The sequence below is a fragment of the Rhodococcus sp. 06-156-4 genome, assembly GCF_002259345.1.
Classification (GTDB): domain Bacteria; phylum Actinomycetota; class Actinomycetes; order Mycobacteriales; family Mycobacteriaceae; genus Rhodococcoides; species Rhodococcoides fascians_E.
Genome location: NZ_NPGB01000039.1, coordinates 198,743 through 219,169 on the forward strand (window position 1 = coordinate 198,743; position 20,427 = coordinate 219,169).

The 20,427-nt window shown below is 65.1% G+C and carries 23 protein-coding genes; 11 read left to right on the forward strand and 12 right to left on the reverse strand.

Annotated features, from left to right (window positions below; genetic code table 11):
* Nucleotides 1-47 precede the first annotated feature (47 nt).
* On the reverse strand, nt 48-905 hold the full coding sequence (locus CH290_RS29685) for an acyl-ACP desaturase (protein WP_020112643.1): 858 nt from the start codon (nt 903-905) through the stop codon (nt 48-50).
* 135 nt (nt 906-1,040) lie between these two features.
* On the opposite strand from CH290_RS29685, the gene CH290_RS29690 reads away from it, so the two are divergent.
* The gene (locus CH290_RS29690; protein WP_033190204.1) at nt 1,041-1,409 is read left to right on the forward strand and encodes a limonene-1,2-epoxide hydrolase family protein; all 369 of its coding nucleotides are present in this window, start codon (nt 1,041-1,043) and stop codon (nt 1,407-1,409) included.
* A gap of 37 nt (nt 1,410-1,446) precedes the next feature.
* On the opposite strand, the gene phoH2 is transcribed toward CH290_RS29690, so the two are convergent.
* The 3 genes from phoH2 to CH290_RS29705 all read right to left on the reverse strand — a co-directional run bounded on the left by phoH2 (nt 1,447) and on the right by CH290_RS29705 (nt 5,763).
* Nucleotides 1,447-2,772 (reverse strand): RNA 5'-3' helicase PhoH2, encoded by a 1,326-nt coding sequence (phoH2, locus tag CH290_RS29695; RefSeq protein ID WP_170947447.1) that lies wholly within the window; start codon nt 2,770-2,772, stop codon nt 1,447-1,449.
* Between the two features lie 452 nt (nt 2,773-3,224).
* The gene (glyA, locus tag CH290_RS29700) at nt 3,225-4,508 is read right to left on the reverse strand and encodes a serine hydroxymethyltransferase (protein ID WP_019665471.1); all 1,284 of its coding nucleotides are present in this window, start codon (nt 4,506-4,508) and stop codon (nt 3,225-3,227) included.
* 58 nt (nt 4,509-4,566) lie between these two features.
* Entirely contained in the window at nt 4,567-5,763 is a 1,197-nt protein-coding gene (locus CH290_RS29705) for a hypothetical protein (RefSeq protein WP_026347853.1), read from the reverse strand.
* Between the two features lie 157 nt (nt 5,764-5,920).
* On the opposite strand from CH290_RS29705, the gene coaA reads away from it, so the two are divergent.
* On the forward strand, nt 5,921-6,844 hold the full coding sequence (gene coaA / locus CH290_RS29710) for a type I pantothenate kinase (protein WP_026347854.1): 924 nt from the start codon (nt 5,921-5,923) through the stop codon (nt 6,842-6,844).
* Between the two features lie 69 nt (nt 6,845-6,913).
* Here coaA and CH290_RS29715 read toward each other — a convergent pair whose 3' ends face one another.
* A complete protein-coding gene (locus tag CH290_RS29715) occupies nt 6,914-7,696 on the reverse strand; it encodes an isoprenyl transferase (protein ID WP_019665474.1) in 783 nt (260 codons plus the stop codon).
* A 168-nt stretch (nt 7,697-7,864) separates the two neighbouring features.
* On the opposite strand from CH290_RS29715, the gene trhA reads away from it, so the two are divergent.
* Nucleotides 7,865-8,530, forward strand: coding sequence for a PAQR family membrane homeostasis protein TrhA (trhA, locus tag CH290_RS29720; protein WP_019665475.1), 666 nt, complete (start codon nt 7,865-7,867; stop codon nt 8,528-8,530).
* On the opposite strand, the gene CH290_RS29725 is transcribed toward trhA, so the two are convergent.
* Genes CH290_RS29725 through mca form a run of 3 tightly spaced genes read right to left on the reverse strand, consistent with a single transcriptional unit; the run spans nt 8,527 to nt 11,665 of the window.
* Nucleotides 8,527-10,536 carry a thioredoxin domain-containing protein gene (locus CH290_RS29725; RefSeq protein ID WP_019665476.1) on the reverse strand — a complete coding sequence of 670 codons (2,010 nt, stop codon included), beginning with the start codon at nt 10,534-10,536 and terminating at the stop codon, nt 8,527-8,529. The two genes, trhA and CH290_RS29725, sit on opposite strands and share 4 nt — an antisense overlap.
* A 2-nt stretch (nt 10,537-10,538) precedes the next feature.
* Nucleotides 10,539-10,790 (reverse strand): hypothetical protein, encoded by a 252-nt coding sequence (locus tag CH290_RS29730; RefSeq protein ID WP_019665477.1) that lies wholly within the window; start codon nt 10,788-10,790, stop codon nt 10,539-10,541.
* Nucleotides 10,787-11,665 (reverse strand): mycothiol conjugate amidase Mca, encoded by an 879-nt coding sequence (gene mca, locus CH290_RS29735; RefSeq protein ID WP_026347855.1) that lies wholly within the window; start codon nt 11,663-11,665, stop codon nt 10,787-10,789. The genes CH290_RS29730 and mca overlap by 4 nt, the downstream gene beginning before the upstream one ends.
* 124 nt (nt 11,666-11,789) lie before the next feature.
* On the opposite strand from mca, the gene CH290_RS29740 reads away from it, so the two are divergent.
* Both CH290_RS29740 and greA read left to right on the forward strand, forming a co-directional pair.
* A complete protein-coding gene (locus CH290_RS29740) occupies nt 11,790-12,215 on the forward strand; it encodes a DUF4307 domain-containing protein (protein ID WP_033190203.1) in 426 nt (141 codons plus the stop codon).
* Nucleotides 12,216-12,479: 264 nt separating this feature from the next.
* Nucleotides 12,480-12,974, forward strand: a complete 495-nt coding sequence (greA, locus tag CH290_RS29745; protein WP_026347856.1) for a transcription elongation factor GreA — start codon at nt 12,480-12,482, stop codon at nt 12,972-12,974.
* Nucleotides 12,975-13,034: 60 nt separating this feature from the next.
* Here the strand turns inward: greA and CH290_RS29750 are convergent, their stop codons facing one another.
* Together CH290_RS29750 and CH290_RS29755 are read right to left on the reverse strand one after the other, a co-directional pair.
* Nucleotides 13,035-13,826, reverse strand: a complete 792-nt coding sequence (locus CH290_RS29750; protein WP_019665481.1) for an ABC transporter permease — start codon at nt 13,824-13,826, stop codon at nt 13,035-13,037.
* Nucleotides 13,823-14,791, reverse strand: coding sequence for an ATP-binding cassette domain-containing protein (locus CH290_RS29755; RefSeq protein ID WP_026347857.1), 969 nt, complete (start codon nt 14,789-14,791; stop codon nt 13,823-13,825). Before CH290_RS29755 ends, CH290_RS29750 begins: the two co-directional genes overlap by 4 nt.
* A gap of 185 nt (nt 14,792-14,976) precedes the next feature.
* Between CH290_RS29755 and CH290_RS29760 the strand changes: the two genes are divergently transcribed.
* Nucleotides 14,977-15,351: a VOC family protein gene (locus tag CH290_RS29760; protein ID WP_019665483.1), complete on the forward strand. Its 375-nt coding sequence runs from the start codon at nt 14,977-14,979 to the stop codon at nt 15,349-15,351.
* A 26-nt stretch (nt 15,352-15,377) separates the two neighbouring features.
* On the opposite strand, the gene ilvA is transcribed toward CH290_RS29760, so the two are convergent.
* Both ilvA and CH290_RS29770 read right to left on the reverse strand, forming a co-directional pair.
* On the reverse strand, nt 15,378-16,535 hold the full coding sequence (ilvA, locus tag CH290_RS29765; protein WP_230594052.1) for a threonine ammonia-lyase: 1,158 nt from the start codon (nt 16,533-16,535) through the stop codon (nt 15,378-15,380).
* A 59-nt stretch (nt 16,536-16,594) separates the two neighbouring features.
* Nucleotides 16,595-17,743, reverse strand: coding sequence for an NAD(P)/FAD-dependent oxidoreductase (locus CH290_RS29770; protein WP_033190201.1), 1,149 nt, complete (start codon nt 17,741-17,743; stop codon nt 16,595-16,597).
* Nucleotides 17,744-17,818: 75 nt separating this feature from the next.
* Between CH290_RS29770 and CH290_RS29775 the strand changes: the two genes are divergently transcribed.
* The 5 genes from CH290_RS29775 to CH290_RS29795 are packed head-to-tail and all read left to right on the forward strand — an operon-like array spanning nt 17,819 to nt 20,276.
* Nucleotides 17,819-18,262 carry an Asp23/Gls24 family envelope stress response protein gene (locus CH290_RS29775; protein WP_019665486.1) on the forward strand — a complete coding sequence of 148 codons (444 nt, stop codon included), beginning with the start codon at nt 17,819-17,821 and terminating at the stop codon, nt 18,260-18,262.
* The gene (locus CH290_RS29780; RefSeq protein ID WP_033190200.1) at nt 18,259-18,597 is read left to right on the forward strand and encodes a hypothetical protein; all 339 of its coding nucleotides are present in this window, start codon (nt 18,259-18,261) and stop codon (nt 18,595-18,597) included. The genes CH290_RS29775 and CH290_RS29780 overlap by 4 nt, the downstream gene beginning before the upstream one ends.
* Nucleotides 18,594-18,773 (forward strand): hypothetical protein, encoded by a 180-nt coding sequence (locus CH290_RS29785; RefSeq protein WP_033190199.1) that lies wholly within the window; start codon nt 18,594-18,596, stop codon nt 18,771-18,773. Before CH290_RS29780 ends, CH290_RS29785 begins: the two co-directional genes overlap by 4 nt.
* A 43-nt stretch (nt 18,774-18,816) precedes the next feature.
* Complete coding sequence (locus tag CH290_RS29790) at nt 18,817-19,740, forward strand: DUF6286 domain-containing Asp23/Gls24 family envelope stress response protein (RefSeq protein ID WP_230621068.1); 924 nt, start codon at nt 18,817-18,819, stop codon at nt 19,738-19,740.
* Complete coding sequence (locus CH290_RS29795) at nt 19,737-20,276, forward strand: Asp23/Gls24 family envelope stress response protein (RefSeq protein ID WP_019665490.1); 540 nt, start codon at nt 19,737-19,739, stop codon at nt 20,274-20,276. The genes CH290_RS29790 and CH290_RS29795 overlap by 4 nt, the downstream gene beginning before the upstream one ends.
* Nucleotides 20,277-20,427: the final 151 nt, after the last annotated feature.

Here is a 20,427-nt window from a genome sequence, read left to right on the forward strand (position 1 = left end):
AACGGTCATACAGTTGCGGTGGCACAGTCATGTTCGGGGGGTCGAGCTCAGGCGAGGTGAGCTAGCTCCTCACGAGCTTTCTTGCCGTCGTCGCCGAGGTCGTCGCGGCCGAAGAAGTTCCAGCGCTCCAAAAGCGGCTTGAACACCTTGTCTCGCTGCTGGTCCTCGTCGTAGATGCCGGCTTCCGCGAGAGCCTCGGTGCTGTTCTTCTTGCTCGGCAGGTCGACGACGGGGATCGCGAAGCCGCTCACTCGATCCGCGATAGCACGAGCCATCTGGTCCGGTGCGACGCCGAACGCCTCGTTGACGACGTTGACGTAGAACGTTGCCTGACGGGTGTCGTCGGCCGCGATCTTGGTCAGGATCTTGCCCAGCACCTCGTCGCCGCCGAGGGCGACGGTGTTGGTGTTGCGCAATGCTGCCGCGGTCTCGTCGATGGCGAAGTGCGAGATGATGTCCAGGACGTGCAGGCTCGGGGCGCTGTAGCCCCTCGTCATTTCCTCCATGCGCACCCGTTCGAGCGCGACGGGGTCCACTGCGCGCGTCAGTACCAGGTAGTCGCGCAGCACGATGGCTTGACGGTTCTCTTCCGACGTCCAGCGACCCGTCCACTTCCACCAGGCGCCGAGGCCGGAGAGCGCACGAGCGAGTTCGCGGTGGTATGCGGGCAGATTGTCTGCGACCAGCACCCCGACGGTTGCGGACAGGATCTCCACATCGGACAGGTGCGACTGCTCGGGAGCCCAGTCCTCGCCGCCGAGGAACGCGAAGTTGCGGCCCTCGTCCCAGGGTGCGAAGTCGTGCGGATGCCAGTCCTCCGCCTCCTCGATGTGGCGGCTGAGGTTCTCTTCGACGGCTGGCTCGAGTCGAAGCAGCAGGTCACCGTCCGTCAGATTCGTAGACATACCAGCAACCGTAGCGTCTGGCCCGGTGAGCGCGGAGTAGTGCCCCGGACGTCTGTGAACTTTCATAGACTGCGGGCTCACGTCCTAGGTGAAGGAGCGGACCGAGTGATCGATACGACGAAGGCGAACGAGGTAGTGGAGGGCATGTTCGACGCCCTGAGGAACCGCGACGTCGAGAGGGTCGTCGACCGTCTCGACGACGCGGTGGTGTGGCACAACGTGGGATTGCCTCGGGTTCGCGGCAAGAGAAGGGTCGGCAAGTTCATGCGACTTCTCGCGAAACCCCAGTACGGCTTCGACGTCACCATCCACAACATCGCGTCCGACGGCGACACCGTGCTCACCGAACGAACCGACGTGCTGATCTGGCGGCGGCTGCGCATCGAGTTCTGGGTGTGCGGCACCTTCGAACTACGCGACGGCAAAATCCTCGTCTGGCGTTATTACTTCGACAACGTCGATTTCCTCGAGGGCCTGATCAGAGGCGCGCTCCGCGCGCTGTGAGTGGAAATGTAGGCCAGGGCCTACATTTCCACTCATGTCAGGCGCCGGCGGGGCCGAACTCTTCGAGCATTTCGGTCACCAGTGCCGCGATCGGGGACCGCTCGCTTCGGGTGAGGGTGATGTGCGCGAAAAGCGGATGACCTTTGAGCTTTTCGATGACGGCAGCGACGCCGTCGTGACGCCCGACGCGCAGGTTGTCTCGCTGCGCGACGTCGTGGGTGAGGACGACGCGTGAGCCGCTTCCGAGCCGGGACAGTACGGTCAGCAGCACGTTGCGTTCGAGTGACTGTGCCTCGTCGACGATCACGAAGGAGTCGTGCAGCGAACGGCCGCGAATGTGCGTCAGCGGCAGCACTTCCAGCATTCCGCGGGCAATGACCTCTTCCATCACCTCGGGGCTGGCGAGACCGTCGAGGGTGTCGAAGACGGCCTGGGCCCACGGACCCATCTTCTCGCTTTCGCTGCCCGGCAGGTAACCCAGCTCTTGACCACCGACGGCGTACAGCGGTCGGAACACGACGACTTTCCGGTGGGTTCGGCGTTCGAGGACGGCTTCGAGACCTGCGGTCAACGCCAGCGCGGACTTGCCGGTTCCGGCCTTGCCGCCGAGCGAGACGATGCCGATGCTCTCGTCGAGCAGAAGGTCGAGTGCGACGCGCTGTTCCGCTGATCGACCGTGCAACCCGAATGCTTCACGCTCGCCGCGGACGAGCTGGATCTGCTTGTCCGCCGTGACGCGTCCGAGTGCGCTGGAGCGTCCACCGAGCAGTCGAACACCGGTGTGGCACGGCATGTCCCGTGCACCGTCGAGGTCGATGACGCCTTCGGCGAACAGTCGATCGATGTCGCTTGCCTGCACGTCGAGCTCGGCCATTCCGGTCCAGCCCGACGGGACGACGTCGTGTGCGTGGTACTCGTCGGCGGGGAGGCCCACGGCACCTGCTTTGACGCGAAGTGGGATGTCCTTGCTGACCAGGACGACGTCCTTGCCTTCGGCGGCGAGGTTGAGGGCGCAGGCGAGGATGCGAGAGTCGTTGGAGTCGGTGCGGAACCCGACGGGAAGCACGGACGGATCGGTGTGGTTGAGCTCGACTTGCAGTGTGCCCCCGTCGGTTCCGATGGGAACCGGCTGATCGAGGCGGCCGTGCTCGACGCGAAGATCGTCGAGCATACGCAAGGATTCCCGCGCGAACCATCCCAATTCGTGGTGGTGGCGTTTACCCTCCAGTTCGCTGATCACGATCAGCGGAAGAACCACATTGTGCTCGGCGAACCGGATGACAGCCCAGGGATCCGACAGCAGAACCGAGGTGTCCAGCACGAATGTCCGAAGGGGGGCGGAAACGGAGCGTGAAGTGGTCACGTGGGGCTCCTACGTCCGGCGCGGCACCGCGCGGACATTTGTCGCTCGGCCGGTCGGTCCTGGCGTGTCAGATGACACGAGGGCCGGGTGCCGGCCCTCTCGCGCTCACTAGCTCAGTCACGTATCAGAACCTCCCGCACAGGTAGCTTCCCCGCTGCCTGTTACTGCCGACGGTACAGCCGAAACCAGCAATTGGCTCGGCGAGTTCAGGGCGTGTCGGTGAACAACACGTTAACCGGGTCAGGCGTACCAGAATCGCTGAAACGCAACGAAACCAGGCGTGTCCGCGTCCGTTCTGCGGCGCCCGGTCGGTGAGCACTCGGCGTTCGACTGCTCCTTCTTCTACATGTACCACCTCCGCACTGTCCGGGCGGGACCGAACGGCGAAAAACGGACCAGAACGCACGAAAGGCCCACTCGAACGAGTGAGCCTTTCGTGCGACGACGGGTGCCTAGCCCAGCAGTCCCCAGTCCTCCAGACCGTCGTAGAGCGGCTTGGACTGAGCGACCTTGACGACGCGCTCCTTGAGCGAGTCGCTTGCCTCGCCGGTGGCGAGAGCAGTGGCGATGATGTCCGCGACCTCGGTGAACTCGGCTTCGCCGAATCCGCGGGTAGCGAGTGCCGCGGTTCCGATGCGCAGACCCGAGGTGATCATCGGCGGGCGAGGATCGAACGGAACGGCATTGCGGTTCACGGTGATTCCGACCTCGTGCAACAGATCCTCTGCCTGCTGGCCGTCGAGGTCCGAGCTACGCAGGTCGACGAGCGCGAGGTGGACGTCGGTGCCACCGGTGAGGACGGAGATGCCCTTGTCCGCGACGTCCTTGGCGTTCAACCGATCGGCGAGGAGGGATGCACCGAGCAGGGTGCGCTCCTGACGTTCCTTGAACTCCGGCGTCGCCGCGATCTTGAAGGCAACGGCCTTCGCTGCGACGGCATGCATGAGCGGCCCACCCTGCTGACCGGGGAAGACGGCGGAGTTGATCTTCTTGGCCCATTCCTTCTTGGCGAGGATCAGGCCGGAGCGGGGGCCACCGAGCGTCTTGTGCACCGTCGAGGACACGACGTCGGCGTACGGCACGGGGGACGGGTGGACACCCGCGGCGACCAGACCGGCGAAGTGGGCCATGTCGACCCACAGGAGGGCACCGACCTCGTCGGCGATGGAACGGAACGCCTCGAAGTCCTGGTGGCGCGGGTAGGCGGACCAGCCGGCGATGAGAACCTGCGGCTTGGACGTCAGTGCCTGCTTGCGCACCTCGTCCATGTCGATGCGGTGGTCTTCCTTGCTGACTCCATAGGACTCGACCTCGTACAGCTTGCCGGAGAAGTTCAGCTTCATACCGTGCGTCAGGTGACCGCCGTGCGCCAGGTCGAGGCCCATGATCTTGTCACCCGGGTTGATCAGTGCCATCAGGACCGCGGCGTTGGCCTGCGCGCCCGCGTGGGGTTGCACGTTGGCGAATTCGGCACCGAACAGTTCCTTGGCACGATTGCGCGCCAGATCCTCGACGACGTCGACGTGCTCGCACCCGCCGTAGTAGCGACGTCCCGGGTAGCCCTCGGCGTACTTGTTCGTCAACACGCTGCCCTGTGCCTGGAGGACTGCGCGTGGAACGAAGTTCTCCGACGCGATCATCTCGAGCGTGTCGCGCTGACGACCGAGTTCGCCAGCCATGGCTTCGGCTACCTCGGGGTCGAGTTCGGCGAGCGACTGGGTGTTGACGTCGGTCATTACAGGTGTCTCCAAGGGTGAGCTGCGGGATTGGCGCATTCAGTTTACGAGATGCACCTCAGTGCTCACGCAGCGCGCTGGGGATGAGCGGTTCGTCGAGCAGGCGGCCGAACAGCGCGGATCGCTCGCTGACCGTTTTGCCCTTGTCGAGCCACCCACCGAGAAGCTTGTAGCCCTCGACGTAGGTACTGATGTACGCGCGCCACAACGGCGACGACAGAAATTTCAGACTCTGCCGGGCGCGCTGCGGCGACGTCAGCGACCAGCGTTCGAGGTAGGCAGCGACGTCGTCCTGCGACTTGTGCTGATCGTGCAGCAGCAACGCCGCGTCCTGACGCACACCGAGCAGCTGCCCCGACGCCTCGGACAACCGTTCCGCCTTCTCACCGTCGAAGCGCAGCCCCAGGTCGGCGTAGATCTCCTGCGCCCACACACCCCACCCCGGCCCGACGATCGACTTCAACGCGAGGTCGGCGAGCCCCTCGGCCATCAGGCATTGCGGAGTGTTGACCAGGAACAGGGTCTGCTCCGTCTGGCCCGACGCCACCAGCCCGGCTTCCTTGCGGCAGTGCTCGGTGTGATGACCCGGGTACGCCTCGTGCGCGATCAGGTGAGGCAGGTTCGCCATCTGCTGCTGCAGGTCGGAGTTGATCGCGACGGTGGACTTGTAATCACCGAGGTAGTAGTTGAACCCCGACCACGGTTTGTCTCCGACGACCTCGTAGGTGACCTGTTCGGTGTCCGGCAGCGTGTATTCGGCACGCACGCGGTCCCGCAGGGCACTGGAAAAGGCGTCGACGCACTCCTGCAACCGATCCGCGGGTACGACGTCCTGCGCCCGGTGTGCGGCAAGACGTTCGGCGAGCGAACCGGGGCCGGCCAACACGTCGTCCATCTTTCGGTGGGCCTGGCGGTACTCGTCCTGATCGCCCGGCTCGATGTGGACGTCGAAGTACGCGAAGACCTCGTCGACGAAGCCGATGTCCTCGCCGGCGAACTTGCGGGCCGAGCATTCGAGCGCCCGAAGATGAACGTCGACGAACTCGGCACGCTGCTCGGGCAGGCCTGTGTTGCCCAGTTCCTTGCGAAGCTCCCCTGCTCGACGCGCAAGCTCCTTCGGCTCGGGCGCCGGTGCGTTCTCCACCTGCCGTCGTAGCTCGGGGTCACCGGTGTACGCGTCGACGAACCCCTCTTCGAGGCGATCGAATTTCAGGCCGAGGGTGAGGTAGTCGCGGACGAAGGAATCGGCGTTCATGCTGTCCGACACTAGCGTCACCGACCGGGTGAACAACCAGTGAACTACCCCGCCCGTGCGAGTCCTCGTGGCACCGAGCACAATCGTCATTCATGCGACTCGCGCTCCCCCGGAGTTCACGCCTGCAGGAACGGACCCATCGTGGTGGACGGCGCGCATGAGCGAGACCAGCCCGTACGTCGAGTTCGACCGTGCGCAGTGGAGAACGCTCCGTCAGTCCACCCCTCTGGTTCTGACCGAAGAGGAACTGGTCGGGCTTCGCGGACTGGGTGAGCAGATCGACCTCGACGAGGTGGCCGAGGTGTATCTGCCGTTGGCCAGACTCATCCACCTTCAGGTCGCGGCGCGGCAACGGTTGTTCGCGGCTACCGCAACGTTCCTCGGTGAGAAACACCCGGATCGACAGGTGCCGTTCGTCATCGGCGTGGCGGGAAGCGTCGCCGTCGGCAAATCGACGACGGCCCGTGTGCTGCAGGCGCTTCTGGCACGGTGGGATCACCATCCTCGTGTCGACCTGGTGACGACCGACGGTTTCCTGTACTCCACGGCCGAGCTGATGCGCCGCGGAATCCTGCACCGCAAGGGCTTTCCGGAGAGCTACGACCGACGCAAGCTTCTGCGCTTCGTGACCGAGGTGAAGTCAGGTGCGGAGGAAGTGTCGGCGCCGGTGTACTCGCACGTGTCGTACGACATCATCAAGGGCCAGTTCCACATGGTTCGCCAGCCGGACATCCTGATCGTCGAGGGCCTCAACGTTCTGCAGACGGGTTCACGGTTGATGGTGTCGGACCTGTTCGACTTCTCGATCTACGTCGACGCGCGCATCGAGGACATCGAGCACTGGTACGTCAAACGCTTTCTTGCACTGCGCGAGACGTCGTTCGCCGATCCGGACGCACACTTCCACCACTACGCGAATCTTTCGGACGAGCACGCGAAGATCGCGGCCGAAGACCTGTGGCACTCGATCAACCTGCCGAATCTGGTGGAGAACATTCTTCCGACGCGTCCGCGCGCCACGATGGTGTTGCGCAAGGACGCCGACCACACCATCAACAGGCTGCGGCTACGCAAGCTGTGAGCGGAAATCCAGGCCAGGGTCGGCAGGGGCAGAGCCTGCGGGGTGACCACGAGGCACATTTCCGCTCATCTAGATGCCGAAGCGGCGGTGCCGGGCGGCGTAGTCGCGCAGTGCGCGCAGGAAGTCGACGCGCCTGAATTCCGGCCAGTACGCCTCGGTGAACCAGATTTCCGAGTACGCGCTCTGCCACAGCAGAAACCCCGAGAGCCGCTGTTCGCCGGAGGTCCGGATCACCAGGTCCGGATCGGGCTGGCCCGATGTGTACAGGTGGGAGTCGATGCCGTCGACGTTGACCGAGCCGATGAGCTCTTCGCCGGTCAATCCCTCGGCGATCTTCTCGCTCAGCAGCGCTTGGACGGCGTCGGCGATCTCTTGTCTGCCGCCGTACCCGACTGCGACGTTGACGTGGGTTCCGGTCCGACCGGCCGTCAGTTCCGCGGCTTCCTTGAGACGACGTGCAGTTGCGGCCGGGAGAAGGTCGAGTGTCCCGACGATCTTGACGGTCCAGTTCTGTTCCGGGCCGGAAATTTCCTCGACGACGTCGGTGATGATCTCGAGCAGCGATTCCAACTCGTCGGGGTCGCGACGGAGGTTCTCGGTGGACAGCAGGTAGATCGTCGCCATCTCGATGCCCGCTGCGTCACACCACCCCAGCATCTCGGCGATCTTCAGGGCCCCCATCCGGTGCCCGTGCGCGACGTCGGTGAAGCCGTTCTCCCGAGCCCAGCGGCGGTTGCCGTCGCACATCACAGCGACGTGGCGGGGATGCGCCACGTCGTCGAGCTGTGTCAACAGGCGTCGCTCGTACACGTTGTAGAGGACGCTGCGCACCTTGGTCGGGAGAATCTTCACCGAGACATCACCACGGGGCACAACCTTACGCCCGGCAGGAGTGGAGCCTGCCGGATGACCGTCTGATTCGACCGTGTCGAGCTACTCGCCGGTACAGTAGGCAGCGAACTTACGGTTGCGTAGGTTCTCCAGGGAGCGGATCTTGCGTTTCGAGTCGGAGGTGGGGCTATGACGATGTTCGGGATCGACGAGCTACCGGTCAAACCACGCATGCGCGGTTGGATCCATCTCTATGCGTTCGGAGTGGCGGTGGTGTCCGGCATCGTGTTGGTCACGTTGGCCTTCACACTGGTGTCGGTCGGCGCGGGGATCGCGACGGCCGTGTATGCGGTCACCGTTTGCGGCGTGTTCGGCGTCAGCGCTACCTACCACCGTGTCCACTGGGACAACCCGGCCCACCGTGTGTGGATGAAACGCGCCGACCATTCGATGATTTTCGTGTTCATCGCGGGCAGTTACACCCCGTTCGCGATACTGGGCCTACCGACGAGCACCGGCCGGACCCTGTTGATCATCGTCTGGCTGGGTGCTCTCGGCGGGGTTGCGCTGAAGATGTTGTGGCCGCAGGCGCCGCGGTGGGTCGGTGTTCCGCTCTACCTCATTCTGGGGTGGGCGATTGTCCCGGTCGCGCCGACGCTCATCGATCACGTCGGCTATGCACCGTTCGTTCTGCTGCTGGTCGGCGGCATTCTGTACAGCGTCGGAGCTGTTCTGTACGCCACGAAGTGGCCGAACCCGTGGCCGACGACATTCGGCCACCACGAGTTCTTCCACGCCGCTACCGTTCTCGCCGCGATCTGCCACCTCGTCGCGGTGTGGCTCGTGCTGTTCTAGCGGCGCAACGCCGCAATCAGTTCTTCCTCCGTCGTCACCGGTCTGTCACAGACGAACCCACGGCACACGTAGGCTGCCTCGTTGCCGTCGACGGTCGGCCGGTCCGAAAGCAGCGGAGACGAATCGACGGCGCCCGCAACGATGGTGGTGCCGCCCGGTGCGTGCCTGCGAGCAACATCCAGCAGTCGGCTGTCACCATCGACCGATATCGCTACCTGCAGCGGACCGCGTACGGATGCCTCGGCTACGGCCAGCCAGTGCCCTGCCGACCGAGGCGCGCGTTCCATCACGACCGACGCCCGAGCCAGGCCGGCTGCCGCCAGGTCACCGTATGCGTCGGCGGACTCCGGCGGCACGAGCGCTTCGATCGCGAGCAATGCCTCGGTGATGGTCGACGCGCCGGACGGGGTGGCGTTGTCGAGGGGGTCCCTGGGCCGGGTGACCAATGCTTCGGCGTCGTCGGCGGTGTCGAACCAGCTGCCGGGGTTGTCCGGGTCGGCGAAGTGCTCGATGGCTGCGTCGACGAGTCGGACGGCGCGTTCCAACCACACCGTGTCCCCGGTCGCGGACAGCAGCGACAGCGATCCGACGGCCATGCAGGCGTAGTCCTCGAGCACTCCGGCCGCCTCGCCCACGTGAGGTCCGAGCGATGCCCGACGCAGCCGGCCGTTCTCCTCGTGCCGGGCGAAGATCTGTTCGCCGCATTCGGCGGCGGCATCGACCCAGGTACTGCGTCCGAGTCCGGAGCCTGCCTCGGCGAGAGCGGTGATGGCCAGGCCGTTCCACGCGGTGATCACCTTGTTGTCGCGTCCCGGTTGTGGGCGCAGGTCACGAGCGGCCATCAGGGTTGCGCGCACTTGCTCGAAGCGTTCGGTGTCGTCGGGATCCTCCGGTAGTTGGAGCACCGACATGCCGGCCTCGAACGTGCCCGACGAGTCGACGGCGAACAGCCCCGCTGCCCAGACGCCGTCCTCGAAGCCGAGGGTTTCCACGAGTTGCTCGGGAGTCCACACGTACGTGAGACCCTCGACGCCTTCGGTGTCCGCGTCCAGCGCAGCGGCGAAACACCCCTGCTCGGTGCGCATCGCGCCGAGAACGAAAGCAGCGGTGGCGTCGGCTACCCGCGTTGCCAGCGCGTCACCGGTGACGCGGGCGAGGTGACCGTAGAACCTGAGCAGCAGGGCATTGTCGTAGAGCATCTTCTCGAAATGCGGAACGATCCACTCCGCATCGACGGCGTATCGCGCGAATCCGCCGCCGATCTGATCGTGAATCCCGCCGCGAGCCATCGCCGACGCGGTGCGCGTGACGGCGCCCCGTACCGACGTCGACCCGGTTCGCTCGTAGTGTCGGAGCAGTCCTTCCAGCAGCGAGCTGGGCGGAAATTTGGGCGCGCCACCGAATCCGCCTCTCTCTGCGTCCTCGTCGGCCAACACCGAGGACACTGCATCCGCGAGCAGGTCCGCGTCGACGGGTTTGCCCGACGCCGGGAGCCGGCCGGAGTTGTCCCGGAGGGCCTCGGTGATCGCGGCGGAGGCGTCGAACACCTCGGCGCGGCGGGTCGTCCAGGTGTCCGAGACTGCCTCGAGCAACTGTGTGAACGACGGGGTTCCCGCTCGCGGTCGGGGCGGGAAGTAGGTTCCGCAGTAGAACGGCTCGGCGTCCGGAGTGAGAAAGCATGTCATCGGCCAACCGCCCTGGCCGGTCATCGCGACGGTTGCGCTCATGTACACGGCATCCAGGTCGGGACGCTCTTCGCGATCGACCTTGATGCAGACGAAGTTCGCGTTCATCGACGCGGCCGTCTCGGCATCTTCGAACGATTCGTGTGCCATGACGTGGCACCAGTGGCACGCCGAGTACCCGATGGACAGCAGGATCGGGACGTCGCGCTCGCGGGCGGACTCCAACGCCTCCGTCGTCCACTCCTGCCAGTGCACCGGATTGTCCGCGTGCTGACGCAGGTAGGGGCTGGTGGACCTGTCGAGCGCGTTGGCCCCGAGCACGATCAGCTCTCGCCGGGCTTGGTCTCGCGTGCCTCTTCGCGTACGGCGCCGCGGTCCGTGCCTTCGTCGAGCGCCTGGTCCGGCCCCGGATCGTCCTTTTCGAAGGACTCGGGCAGCTTCTTGATCTGTTTGTTCATCGACCAGATCAGCAACGCTGTTCCCACGAGCAGGGCGACGATGATGACCAGGCCGACGGGCGAGGATTTACCGAACTCCGGGCCTGGGGCGCCCTGCGCCAGCAGCGACACGATCATGTGGCGGTCTCCGGATCGATCCCGGCGAAGAGCTCGGTCTCCGGGATGGACGTCTTGACGCGGGTGCGAGCGAGCTCGTACTCCTCCGTCGGCCACAGCTTGCGCTGCACCTCGATCGGCACGGCGAAGAACGATCCGTTGGGATCGATCTGTGTTGCGTGCGCGCGCAGTGCGTCGTCCCGCTGCTCGAAGTAATCGCCGACGGTGACCTGCGTGGTGATGCGTTCCATGATCTCGTCGCGGTCCGTGGTCCACCTCTTCAGCCAGTCGACGAAGGGGCTTTCCTCACCGCGGTCGATGAACCAGTCGTGGAAGAGCTGCATCTTCTTCCGCAGGAATCCGTGGGAGTAGTACAGCTTCAACGGCGTCCAGGGTTCGCCGGCGTCGGGGAACTTGCTGGGATCACCCGCTGCCTCGTACGCCGCGACCGACACCTCGTGGCACCGGATGTGGTCCGGGTGCGGGTAGCCGCCCTTCTCGTCGTAGGTCGTGATGACGTGGGGCTTGAACTCGCGAACTACCTTGACAAGGGCTTCGGTGGATTCCTCGAGTGGCACCAGTGCGAAGCATCCCTCGGGAAGCGGCGGTAGTGGATCACCCTCGGGCAGACCGGAGTCGACGTAGCCGAGCCACGTCTGCCGGACGCCGAGAATGCGAGCGGCCTCGGCCATCTCCTCCCGCCGAACTTCGTTGATTCGGTCCTTGACACCCGGAATGTCCATCGCGGGGTTGAGAATGTCGCCGCGCTCGCCGCCGGTGAGGGTGACGATCAGGACGTCGTTACCTTCGGCTGCGTACCGAGCCGTCGTTGCGGCACCCTTGCTCGACTCGTCGTCGGGATGGGCGTGCACCGCCATGAGCCGTAGTCCGGACACGTTCTTTCCTCACCTCAGCTTCACCGGAAACTTATCCTCCCCCTATAGTTCCACTTGGCGCCGACGCTGCACGCACCGGCTGCCGCAAGGAAATCGACGGTTCCCCCTCGAAAGCGACGTTCCCATGACTGCCACCCTTCCCGAAGGCCGCTACCCGGCGTCCAGCTCGCGGCGGGGAGTGGCACCCCGGACGAGAAATCTTCTGCTCGTCGTGGCCGTGTTGGTCGGGCTCGTGGTCGCATACCTCGCGTACCAGCGATTCGCGGTGCAGGACGTCGAGGGCAAGGCGTTGACGTTCGATCTGATGGACGACGAGACCATCTCCATCAGCTTCAGCGTCACCCGGGCGGACCCGGAGCAGGAAGCTGTCTGCATCGTTCGAGCGCGCTCCCGCGACGGCTCGGAAACCGGCCGCCGCGAGGTCTTCGTACCGGGTTCCTCGAATCAGGAGGTCCAGGTGACCACCGTTCTGCGCACATCGCAGCCTCCTGCCGTCGGTGACGTGTACGGATGCAGCACGAATGTTCCCGAGTATTTACGGGCAGGCTGACCTCCCGCCGTCTCGTGGTAAGATAGGCCTGTACACGGTTCCGCACTGGAACCGTGTATTGCTGCATTGACGGCCCTTCAGGCCTGCGGGGTTGCCGAGTTGGCCCTGCACGACGCCGACAGCGACCGCTGGAGCAGCCGGCTCAGGCAGTGGGCCGCACCAGGGGGATCCGCCCAATTCCAGGGGGACCCGCCTAGAGGCATGCCCTCCGTCAGCAACAGACCGGGAGTCCACCGCGACTTCGACTACAAGGGAGTGATCGAGATGACCGAGACCCAGGTGACCTGGCTTACCCAGGAATCCCACGACAGGCTCAAGAGCGAACTCGACCAACTCATTTCCAATCGCCCGGTCATCGCCGCCGAGATCAACGAGCGACGCGAAGAGGGCGATCTGAAGGAGAACGGCGGCTACCACGCTGCACGCGAGGAGCAGGGCCAGCAGGAAGCTCGTATCCGTCAGCTGCAGGAGCTGCTCAACTCGGCGAAGGTCGGCGAGGCGCCCACTCAGTCCGGCGTGGCACTGCCCGGATCCGTCGTCAAGGTCTACTACGACGGTGACGAGTCCGATACCGAGACGTTCCTCATCGCCACCCGTGAAGAGGGTGCCCGCGACGGCAAGCTCGAGGTCTACTCCCCCAGCTCGCCGCTGGGTGGCGCTCTCATCGACGCCAAGGTCGGCGACACTCGCGAATACGCTCTGCCGAACGGCAAGACCATGAAGGTCACGCTGCTCAGTGCCGAGCCGTACCACACTTAAGAGCGACGTACGAGAAAGCCCCCGACCGTTGGTGGTCGGGGGCTTTCTCGTGTCTCGGCCTCAGGCGGTGAGAGTTCTTTCGTACTTGCGTACCGACAGCGGCACGAAGATGACGAGGAACAGCACAACCCAGATGAGCGTGTACAGAATCGGGTTCTGCAGTGGCCAGGCTTCCGGCGGTGGGGCGAGCGGGTTGGTGTTGCCGAACAGCTCGCGTACGGCGAGAGCCACCGAGGAGATCGGGTTCCACTCCGCGATGGTCTTGAGGACCGTCGGGAAGCCTTCGATGGGTACGAACGTGTTCGCGATGAACGTCAACGGGAAGATCACGATGAACGACGCGTTGTTGAAGATCTCCGGCGATCGGACGGTCAATCCGACGAATGCCATCACCCACGAGATGGAGTACGCGAACAGCAGCAGCAAGACGTAGCCGGCGACGGCTTCGAGGAACGACGACGTGATGCGCCACCCGACGATCAAACCGGTGATGGACATGATGGTGATCGTCACGATGTTGTTGCCGACATCCGCTGCGGTTCTACCGATCACGACGGCGGACCGTGCCATCGGCAGGGACCGGAACCTGTCCATCACGCCCTTCTGCAGATCCTCGGCGAGCGAGGACCCGGTGATGGATGCACCGAAGATCATGGTCTGCACGAAGATGCCGCCCATGAGGAAGCTCTTGTAGTCGACGCCGGGGATGTCGATGGCGCTTCCGAACACGTACGCGAACAGCAACACGAACATGATCGGTGACAGCGTCGCGAAGAACAGTAGATCCGGAACTCGCTTGAGCTTGATCAGGTTCCGTTTGGTGATGATGAGGGAATCGCGCAGCACGCTCATTTCTCTTCCTCCACTGCTTGTTCGTCCTCGGCGGCGCGGCCGGTGAGGGTGAGAAAAACGTCGTCGAGATTCGGCCGTCGTAGCCCGACGTCGACGACGTGGATGTCGGCTTCCTTGAGTGCGACGAGGGCGGTCGTCAGATCGTCGGCTCCGCCGCTGACCGGCATGCCGAGTCGCCGGGTCTGCGCGTCGTACGACGGCGCGTCGAGGCCGATGGGAGTGAGGATCTCGAGCGCCCGGTCCTTCTGCGATTCGTCGGTGAGGACGAATTCGAGGCGTTCACCACCGACCTGCGCCTTGAGCTGATCCGCTGTGCCCTCGGCGATGATCGACCCCTTGTCGAGGACGATGATCCGATCGGCGAGGCGGTCCGCTTCTTCGAGGTACTGCGTCGTCAGCAGAATCGTCGTACCGTCCTTGACGAGGTCGGAGATGAAGTCCCACATGGCCATTCGACTTCGAGGGTCGAGGCCTGTCGTCGGCTCGTCGAGGAACACCACCTTCGGCCTGCCGATGAGGCTGGCCGCGATGTCGAGGCGACGACGCATACCGCCGGAGTACTGCTTCGCGGTGCGGTCACGTGCGTATTCCAGATCGAAGCGCGCGAGCAACTGGTCCGCCCGTGTCTTCGCTTCCGACTTCTTCAGGCCGAACAGCCTGCCCACCATCTCCAGGTTCTCGTACCCGGTCAGGTATTCGTCGACGGCCGCGAACTGTCCCGTCAGCCCGATGGTGTTACGGACCTCGTTCGGGTTGTCGCCGACGTCGATTCCATGCACCCGCGCGGACCCGGACGTCGCTTTCAGGAGGGTCGCGAGAATGCGGACCGCCGTCGTCTTCCCCGCCCCGTTGGGTCCGAGGACGCCCAGAACCGTGCCCTCCGGCACGGAGAAACTGATTCCGTTCAGCGCCGTGTTCTTGCCGTACTCGAGTACCAAATTCTCGACTTCGATGGCGTTCGCCATGATCTGTTCCCCATTCATTTGGTGCTTACGTACTGCAGACTCGATGCCCGACGAGAACTCATCGGCCCTCCCGAGAACCGACGACGGAGATCCTACGTGCAGCCACCGACAATCTCTTGCTTCGCCGCCGTGACTCGCGTTAGTCTCGCACCTGCGCCCCCGATGGGCCTAGCAGAAGGCACACCATGTCGATCACGTTCGATCACACCATCATTGCCACTACCGACACACGGTCGACCGCAGAGTTCTACGTCGACGTTCTCGAAGCGAAACACGCCCCGTCCTGGGGTCCGTTCGTCAACATCACTCTCGACGATTCGGTGATGCTCCAATTCGCGACTCCACCGATCGATTACCACCCTCAGCATTACGCATTTCTGGTCGACGACGCACTGTTCGACCGGGCGTACGCCCGTCTCCGGGAGCGCGGCGCCCCACACTGGGCGGATCCGCAACGGACCCGTCCGGGTGAAACCAACACCGAGCACGGCGGACGAGGAGTGTATTTCCTCGATCCGGGCGGGAACTACCTCGAGATCATCACGAAGCGCTATTTCTGACCGGACCGGGAGTACCCGCGTCGCGCCTAGGACGAGATGTCGACGGCGAATCCCGCGGCGCCGAGTGCGTCGAGGACGTCCTGGCGATGTGCCGGGCCGCGGGTTTCGACGGTGAGCATGACATCGACTTCCTCGAGTCCCAGCTGACCGCCGGTGCGGGAGTGAACGACGTCGACGACGCTCGCGCCGACTCCCTTGACGACGTCGAGGAGCCCGATCAGTCCGCCAGGCCTGTCCGAAATGGTGACGCGGACAGCGAGATAGCGTCCTGCGGCTCGCAATCCGTGGGTGATGACGTGGGTCAGCAGAAGGGGGTCGATGTTGCCGCCGGACAGGATGGCACACACCGGTCCGTCCAGCCGGAGGTCCTGCCTGGTCATCAGCGCGGCAACGGCGGCGGCGCCCGCGGGCTCGACGATCAGCTTCGCCCGTTCGATGCAGAGCAGCAGCGCTCGGGACAGCGCGTCTTCTGAGACGGTCACGATCTCGTCGACGCGGTCCACCACGTGGTCGAACGGAACGCTACCGGGTAGGCCGACGGCGATACCGTCGGCCATCGTCGACATCGACTGTGCGGCAACGGGATACCCGGCTTTCAGCGACACCGGCCAGGCGGCGGCGCCTTCGGCTTGCACGCCGACGACGCGAACGTTCGGCTTGTGCAGGTGAACCGCGGCTGCGACGCCTGCCAGCAATCCACCGCCGCCCGTCGGAACGACGATGGTGCCGACGTCGGGCATCTGACGAAGTAGCTCGGTCCCCAGAGTTGCTTGTCCCGCAACGATGTCCGCGTGGTCGAACGGGTGGATCAGCACGGCGCCGGTGCGAGCGGCGAATTCGTGCGCGTGCGTGAGCGCTTCGTCGACCGTGCGGCCGGTCAGGTGGACGTCCGCGCCGTAGGCCTTGGTGGCGACGAGCTTCGGCAACGAGACGCCGGTAGGCATGAAGACCGTCGACGTCGTACCCAGCTGCGTCGCAGCCCAGGCGACACCTTGCGCGTGGTTGCCCGCGCTGGCGGCCACTACACCGTGTGCGCGTTCCTCCGGTGAGAGCCGTGCTATGCGGTTGTACGCTCCGCGGGGCTTGAAAGAGCCTGTGCGTTGCAGATTCTCGCATTTGAGTCGCACTTCGTGCCCGGTCGTATCGGACAGAATCCGTGACGCCACGACAGGGGTTCTTCGCATGACCGGCTCGAGCAATTCCTCGGCGTCGGCGATGTCCGACGCCGTCAGCAGCGCACCGCTCACGTGGGCTGACCGATCTTCGCACGCATCTTCATCACTGCTCCTGCCATACCGGCGCCGACCACGGCCGTAAGAATTCCGTCACGGACGTAGTATGCCAGGAATTTTCTGCCGTCGTCCTCGACGATCTCGACGGAATCATCGGCGGATGGGCTGCCCAACGCCTGGATCTTGACGTCGTACTGATCACTCCAGAAGTACGGAACGACAGGCCGAGGTGCGGCCGCCGGTTCCTTGCCCAGTAGAGCCGGAACCATGACGCGAACCTGGTCACCGACATTGCTCCAGTGCTCGACCCGTCGGCGACCGTGCTGCGGGTGATCCCAGGCTGCGACGTCGCCGACCGCCCAGACGCCCAGGACATCGGTGCGCCCGTACGCGTCGGCAACGATGCCGTTGTCGACGGTGACTCCCGACGCCTCCAGCACCTCGACCACCGGTGTCGACCCGATTCCGATCACCACCAGGTCTGCCTCGACTTCGGTTCCGTCGCTCAGCACGACGTGCGTGACCCGGTCCGTTCCGCGCAGAGTGTCGACGCCGACTCCGGTGCGCACCGTCACGCCCTCGTCGCGGTGAAGCCTCGACACCAGCTCGCCGACCTCGGAGCCGAGGACCGACGCGAGAGGGGTGGCTTGCGGCTCGACGAGCGTGACATCGACGCCGAGGTGCCGTAGGCCTGCGGCGACCTCGCACCCGACGAATCCGGCCCCCACCACGACGGCGCGTGCGGCAGCCGAGGCGTCACGGCGCAACGACTCGGCGTCGTCGCGGCTGCGAAGGACGTGCACTCCGTGCAGGTCCGGCAACAACGGCACCCGTCTCGGCCGTAGGCCCGTCGCGATCACCAGCTGGTCGTACGGGAGCGTCGAGCCGTCGGCCAGCTCGAGCGTCGTGTTCTCGGTATCCACTCGGACCGCTGCCACACCCAACCGCAGCTCGATGCGGTTCTCGGCGAAGTACTCCTCGCTTTCGAAGGTGGTGTCCTCCCGCTCCCCGCGGATCACCTCCTTCGACAGCGGCGGCCTGTCGTACGGAAGGTGCGGTTCGTCTCCGACGAGCACAAGACCGCCGTCGTACCCCTGTTTGCGCAGTTCCTGAGCCGTACGTAATCCGCCGAGGCCTGCTCCTACGATCACGATCGTCATGGGGAGATCTCTACCAGAGAACGAACTCCGTCCACTGAGCAACGGAGGCTCGGTTGCGCGTCTACGATCGAGACCATGACCACAGACCCCAGCTTCGCGGCCGCCAGTTCGGCCGCGCTGACCACCACGCAGGGTCGAACGATCATCGCCGACGCGGTCGTCGCGAAGATCGCCGGAATCGCGACGCGTGAGATCGACGGCGTCCACGACGTCGGTGGCGGAACCGCTCGGGTCGTCGGTGCGCTCCGGGACCGCATCCCCGGCGCCCGCGTCAACCACAGCCAGGGCGTCGCCGTAGAGGTCGGTGAGAAACAGGCTGCCATCGACATCGGCATCGTCGCCGAGTACGGCGTCGCATTGCATGAACTCGCGGCGGGCATCCGACGCAACGTCATCACCGCCGTCGAGCGGATGACGGGCCTCGAGGTCACCGAAGTGAACATCACCGTCTACGACGTCATCCTGTTCGACGAGCTCGAGACCGGCGTGGACCCGGACATCGCACCTCGGGTCCAGTGAGCGCCGAAGCGGATTACCAGCTCGCCGACGCCATCGCCGCCGCCGCGACGACCGTGTCCGGCGTAGCAGGCCTGCACGCCGGGGAGTTCGGCGAGATCGCGACCTATCTGCCCGGCAGAAAGGTCGTCGGTGTCCGCGTCGACGACGAGCGGTGCGAAGTGCACATCACCGCCGAATACCCGTCCGACGTACACGGCGTCGCCCGCGGAGTCCAGGCAGCGATCGGGCAGCTGGTGTCGGTACCCGTCGCGGTCGTCGTCGAGGACATCGATTCAGGGGACATCGATTCAGGGGACATCGATTCAGGGGACATCGATTCAGGGGAGGGTTCATGAGTTACACAATCGTCGGACTGCTCACCGGTCTGCTGCTCGCTCTCGCCGGGATCATCGGCGGGTTCAGCGGATTCGTGCTCGCACTGTTCCTCGGCGCGGTCGGGTTGGCTGTCGGCGCTCACTTCGACGGTCGCCTCGATCTGACGTCCCTGCTGCGCAGCCGCGGCCGTGGCTGACGGCGGCAAGGACGTAGCGACCCCGAGTGTCGATACGGGCTTCGTGGCCGACGAGGTCCCAGGAACCGGCGGACCCGGCACGCTTGTCGTCAAGGAGCGCGCCGTCTCCCGTGTCGCGGTCGCCGCAGCGCTGACCGTTCCTGCGGTCGTACGGCAAGTCGGCGGGATGTCGAAGCTGACCGGACGTGAACTTCCGCGTGCGGATGTGTCCGTCGGCGAGCATTCGGTGTCGGTCAACCTGTACGTGGCACTGGCCTGGCCCTGCCGGATCGCCGACGCCGGGGCTGCGATCGCCGAGAAGGTCGGACGCGCGTTGAACGACATCATCGGTCTGCCGCTGCATCAGCTCAACGTTCTGGTGGTCGGTACGTCGCCCGCTGGTTCGCCTGAGCCGTCTGCGCCGTCCGACGCTGCTGCGTTTCGTCCGAGGCCCCCGACGGCGAGCCCGGCCGCTGTACCGGTCGCTCTTGTCCTGTCGCTCGTTCTGCTCGGTGTCGCCTTCGTCGCCGGACGAGAGTTCCTGATCGCGCACGACACCATCGACGGCTCACCGTGGATCGCCAACGCCGTGAACTGGATCGCGGAGTTGCATTGGCAGCCATGGATGATCGGTGCGGCGGCTGCCTGCGTCGTGGTGGGTGCGATACTCGTCGTTCTCGGTCTGAAGCCGCGGACGAAAACTCACACGGGCGCCGGGTCGAAGGCATCGCAGTATCCGATGGTGTGGTTGCGTCCCACCGACGTCGCCCGGATCTGTAGCGATCATGCGGGCTCGGTGCCCGGCGTGGATTCCGCGCGGACCACCGTGACGCCGAAGCGGGTGACCGTCGACGTGCATCGTGCCGCCGGTGGTACCAACGGTTCCACCGCTGCGGTCGAATCCGTCCGCGCTGCAGTGGAACCCACAATCGCATTGCTGGCCGACACGAGGACCGTCCGCGTCCGAGTGAAGGAGAGCAAGGCGTGAAGCGCGCGACAACGTTGATCGATCGCCTGTTGGTCACGCTTCTCGGCGTCGCACTCGTCGGCGCAGGGGCGTTCGCGGTCGCGTGGTACTACGACGTTCCGTTCGCCGTGGAGTCCCTGTCCAGATTCGACCGTGACGTCTTCGCGGCGTTGCCTGCGCAATCGTGGTGGGAGGCCGCACTGGCCGCGACCGCCGTCGTCGGCACACTCGCCGCCGTCGCGCTCCTGATCGGGAACCTCTCCCCCAGAAGAACAGGCACCGTCGAGATCTCGACGAGCGAATCTCATTCCCTACGAATCGACCTGGGCGCGTTGGCCCGTGGCATTGCCGCGGACCTCGCCGACTTCCCCGGCGTCGAATCGGCCCGGGGTCGAGCCATCGACGATCGCGGCACCCCGACGTTGGCCGTCACGGTGCAGACTTCACCGGGCATCGACATCGAGGCATTCACTCGTACTGCCGAAGAGCGCGCCGTATACCTCGCCGGCGCAGTCGAGGGCAGCGACGTAGCCCTACGGGTGCAGCTGCACGTCTGAGTGCGCAGCTGCACCCCAGGGGACGGCTGCTACTCGCACAGTTTCCAGTTCCTCGCTCATGTTGCACCCTGTGCGGGGGACTGCAACCTGTGCGAAACGCCCCTTGGCACAACGAAAAGCGGCACCCACCCGAAGGTGAGTGCCGCTCTCG

Coding starts and splice junctions, on each gene's coding strand:
- CH290_RS29685 (WP_020112643.1), bottom strand. CDS start 905: ATGTCTACGAATCTGACGGACGGTGACCTGCTGCTTCGACTCGAGCCA.
- glyA (WP_019665471.1), bottom strand. CDS start 4,508: ATGACCGACGTCAACACCCAGTCGCTCGCCGAACTCGACCCCGAGGTA.
- CH290_RS29705 (WP_026347853.1), bottom strand. CDS start 5,763: ATGAACGCCGATTCCTTCGTCCGCGACTACCTCACCCTCGGCCTGAAA.
- coaA (WP_026347854.1), top strand. CDS start 5,921: ATGAGCGAGACCAGCCCGTACGTCGAGTTCGACCGTGCGCAGTGGAGA.
- trhA (WP_019665475.1), top strand. CDS start 7,865: ATGACGATGTTCGGGATCGACGAGCTACCGGTCAAACCACGCATGCGC.
- CH290_RS29730 (WP_019665477.1), bottom strand. CDS start 10,790: ATGATCGTGTCGCTGCTGGCGCAGGGCGCCCCAGGCCCGGAGTTCGGT.
- CH290_RS29740 (WP_033190203.1), top strand. CDS start 11,790: ATGACTGCCACCCTTCCCGAAGGCCGCTACCCGGCGTCCAGCTCGCGG.
- greA (WP_026347856.1), top strand. CDS start 12,480: ATGACCGAGACCCAGGTGACCTGGCTTACCCAGGAATCCCACGACAGG.
- CH290_RS29750 (WP_019665481.1), bottom strand. CDS start 13,826: ATGAGCGTGCTGCGCGATTCCCTCATCATCACCAAACGGAACCTGATC.
- CH290_RS29755 (WP_026347857.1), bottom strand. CDS start 14,791: ATGGCGAACGCCATCGAAGTCGAGAATTTGGTACTCGAGTACGGCAAG.
- CH290_RS29760 (WP_019665483.1), top strand. CDS start 14,977: ATGTCGATCACGTTCGATCACACCATCATTGCCACTACCGACACACGG.
- ilvA (WP_230594052.1), bottom strand. CDS start 16,535: ATGCGAAGAACCCCTGTCGTGGCGTCACGGATTCTGTCCGATACGACC.
- CH290_RS29770 (WP_033190201.1), bottom strand. CDS start 17,743: ATGACGATCGTGATCGTAGGAGCAGGCCTCGGCGGATTACGTACGGCT.
- CH290_RS29775 (WP_019665486.1), top strand. CDS start 17,819: ATGACCACAGACCCCAGCTTCGCGGCCGCCAGTTCGGCCGCGCTGACC.
- CH290_RS29785 (WP_033190199.1), top strand. CDS start 18,594: ATGAGTTACACAATCGTCGGACTGCTCACCGGTCTGCTGCTCGCTCTC.